The organism is Dietzia sp. DQ11-44, from assembly GCF_014145205.1.
In the GTDB taxonomy this organism is placed as follows: Bacteria; Actinomycetota; Actinomycetes; order Mycobacteriales; family Mycobacteriaceae; genus Dietzia; species Dietzia natronolimnaea.
On sequence record NZ_JAALEC010000377.1, the window covers coordinates 1 to 2,584 of the forward strand.

Annotated in this window: 4 protein-coding genes; 3 read left to right on the forward strand and 1 reads right to left on the reverse strand. The window is 70.4% G+C overall.

Annotation, left to right across the window (positions count from 1 at the left end; all coding sequences use genetic code 11):
• The 3 genes from G6018_RS10005 to G6018_RS10015 all read left to right on the forward strand — a co-directional run.
• Positions 1 to 989, forward strand: a 989-nt coding sequence (locus G6018_RS10005; RefSeq protein ID WP_182639516.1) for a trypsin-like peptidase domain-containing protein, incomplete at its 5' end; no start/stop codon positions are given.
• Positions 986 to 1,561 (forward strand): molybdenum cofactor synthesis domain-containing protein, encoded by a 576-nt coding sequence (locus tag G6018_RS10010; protein ID WP_182615899.1) that lies wholly within the window; start codon positions 986 to 988, stop codon positions 1,559 to 1,561. The genes G6018_RS10005 and G6018_RS10010, both read left to right, overlap by 4 nt.
• Positions 1,558 to 1,752, forward strand: a complete 195-nt coding sequence (locus G6018_RS10015; RefSeq protein WP_179523158.1) for a hypothetical protein — start codon at positions 1,558 to 1,560, stop codon at positions 1,750 to 1,752. Before G6018_RS10010 ends, G6018_RS10015 begins: the two co-directional genes overlap by 4 nt.
• A gap of 102 nt (positions 1,753 to 1,854) precedes the next feature.
• Here the strand turns inward: G6018_RS10015 and mscL are convergent, their stop codons facing one another.
• A complete protein-coding gene (gene mscL, locus G6018_RS10020) occupies positions 1,855 to 2,283 on the reverse strand; it encodes a large conductance mechanosensitive channel protein MscL (protein ID WP_182615901.1) in 429 nt (142 codons plus the stop codon).
• Positions 2,284 to 2,584: the final 301 nt, after the last annotated feature.

Consider the following 2,584-nt stretch of genomic DNA (forward strand, 5'->3'; position numbering starts at 1 on the left):
GTGCCACGGTGGCGGGCGGCGGAGGCAGCGGGAGCCTCGCCTCCCCGATCACCGCCGTCCAGCCCGAGGGTGAGGCCCCGGACGGCACGGTCGAGTCCGTCGCCGACAAGGTCCTGCCGAGCGTGGTCTCGATCGACGTCCGCGGGCAGACCGGACGCGGTGAGGGATCCGGCGTGGTGCTGGCCCAGGACGGTCTGATCATCACGAACAACCACGTCATCGCGATGGCGGCGACCGGCGGCCAGATCGAGGTGCGCTTCAACGACGGGTCGAGGGCGCCGGCGACGGTCGTCGGCACCGACCCCGCCACGGACATCGCCGTGATCAGGGCGGATACCGACCGGTCGCTCACCCCGATCGCGCTCGGGTCCTCCTCGAACCTGGACGAGGGGCAGGCCGTCGCGGCGGTGGGTTCCCCGCTCGGCCTGTCCGGCACCGTGACGACCGGCATCGTCTCCGCGCTCGACAGGCCGGTACGGGCGGGCGGCGCGCAGTCCGACCAGAACACGGTGATCGACGCCATCCAGACCGATGCGGCGGTCAACCCGGGCAACTCCGGCGGCGCGCTGGTCAACATGAACGGTGAGCTGGTCGGCATCAACTCCGCCATCGCCTCGCTGGGCTCGGGGAACTCGGGATCGATCGGCCTGGGCTTCGCGATCCCGGTCGACCAGGCCCGGCGGATCGCGGACCAGTTGATCAAGCAGGGGTTCGCCACCCGTGCGGTCCTCGGGGTCTCGGTGAGCGACCAACCCGATATCGACGGTGCGCTGGTCCGGACCACCGAGGTGGGAGGCCCCGCCGCTCAGGCGGGCATCGAGGAGGGGGCGGTGATCACCATGGTCGGGGAGCGGCTGATCGAGAGCGGCGACGCGCTGGTCGCCGCGATCCGGTCGAGGGCTCCGGGGGAGACGATCTCCGTCACCTATGCTGCTCGTGTGGGCGATCAGCCGACGACTGTCGACGTGGTACTGGGAGAGGCGAGATGAGCACGAGATTCGACCCGAGGTCTCTGCCCGGTGGGCGCAGGATCCAGACGGACGTGGATTTCGACCCCTCGGCCGCCGTCCCGGCGGACACCCCCATCGCGGGTCGCGCGATGGTCGTGGTGGTCACCGACCGGCTGGATGAGCGCGAGGACTCGATCGGTCCGTTGGTCACCGAGCTGCTCGAGGAGGAGGGTTTCCTGGTCGGCGGCGTCGTCGGCGTGGCGTCCGACGAGTCCGAGGTCCGCAAGGCCCTCGAGACCGCGGTGGTCGGCGGCTTCGACTTCGTCGTGACCGTGGGTGGTACCGGGGTCGGTCCACGGGACATCACCCCCGAGGTCACGGAGGAGATCCTCGATCAGCGGTTGCCCGGCATCGCCGAGGCCATCCGGTCGTCGGGTCTCACGGCCGGCGCGGTCGACTCGATCGTCTCCCGTGGGTTGGTCGGGGTGTCCGGCAGTACGGTGGTCGCCAACCTCGCGCCCAGCCGCGCGGCCATCCGGGACGGGATGGCCACGTTGTGCCCGCTCGTCTCGTACGTGGTGGCGCAGTTGTCGGCGATAGACGAGCTGTGACCGACGGCGCCCCGGACCGCAGGGCACAGGACTCCAGCGCCCCGATCACCAGCGCTTCGTACAGCAGCGCCCGGATCGACGACGTGTTCGGCGAGACCCTGCCGCGGACCACGTCCGACGAGGCCCGTGACCTCGACGCCCGGCTCGGGGACGACTGGTGGAGGGAGCAACGCCCTCCCCACCACGGGTGAGACCCGCATCAGCGGTGTCGGCGGGGTCGCCGGGTGCCGGCGCTCAGGTCCGGCGCTGAGGTCCGGTTCCGGGTGACGGGGGCCCCGCGGCGGGGCGTGGTGTCAGGACTCGCCGGACGTGCTCCGCGGGTCCGACGGATGGGTGAGCGGGCGACCCGCGAGGAGGTCGCGGATCTCCACGAGGAGGTCGTTGTCCGAGGCCGGGGCGTCGATGCCCTTGCGCTTGGCGGCGGCCTCTTTCATCTTGTTCATCGGCCCCACCAGGACGAAGTAGATGATCGCGGCGATCAGCAGGAAGTTGATGATCGCGGTAAGTAGCAACCCGAAGTCCATCCTGGTCTCGGGGTTGTTGTCCAGTAGTTGGACGGCGAACCCGATCTCGCTGTTCCCGCCGAGCAGGGCGATGAGTGGGTTGATGATCGCGCTGGTGAAGGCGTCGACGATCGACGCGAACGCCGTGCCGATGACCACGGCGACGGCCAGGTCGATCACGTTGCCCTGCATGATGAAGTCTTTGAAGCCCTTGAGCATCCTGCACCCCTCTCTGGTGACGCGGTGTGGTCCACCACGTGCGTGGTCGTGCGTCCCGAACTGGACTGCAGAGACGTTACCAGCACGATTGGCCCCGCCGAGGCACTAGCGTCCTCTGCCGCTCCGCCGATCTGGCGCTGCGTCCCGTCATCCGTGCACCAGCACAGCCAGTGGCGTTCCGGCGGCCGTGGAGGCCAACCGGGCGGCGTCGGATTCCGGGACCTCGACGAGGATCGACCGGCTCCCGACCCGCCCGGCAGGGGTGTCCCGCACGCGCGCGGCGCGCGCCACCACGGCGGGC

Coding starts and splice junctions, on each gene's coding strand:
- G6018_RS10010 (WP_182615899.1), top strand. CDS start 986: ATGAGCACGAGATTCGACCCGAGGTCTCTGCCCGGTGGGCGCAGGATC.
- mscL (WP_182615901.1), bottom strand. CDS start 2,283: ATGCTCAAGGGCTTCAAAGACTTCATCATGCAGGGCAACGTGATCGAC.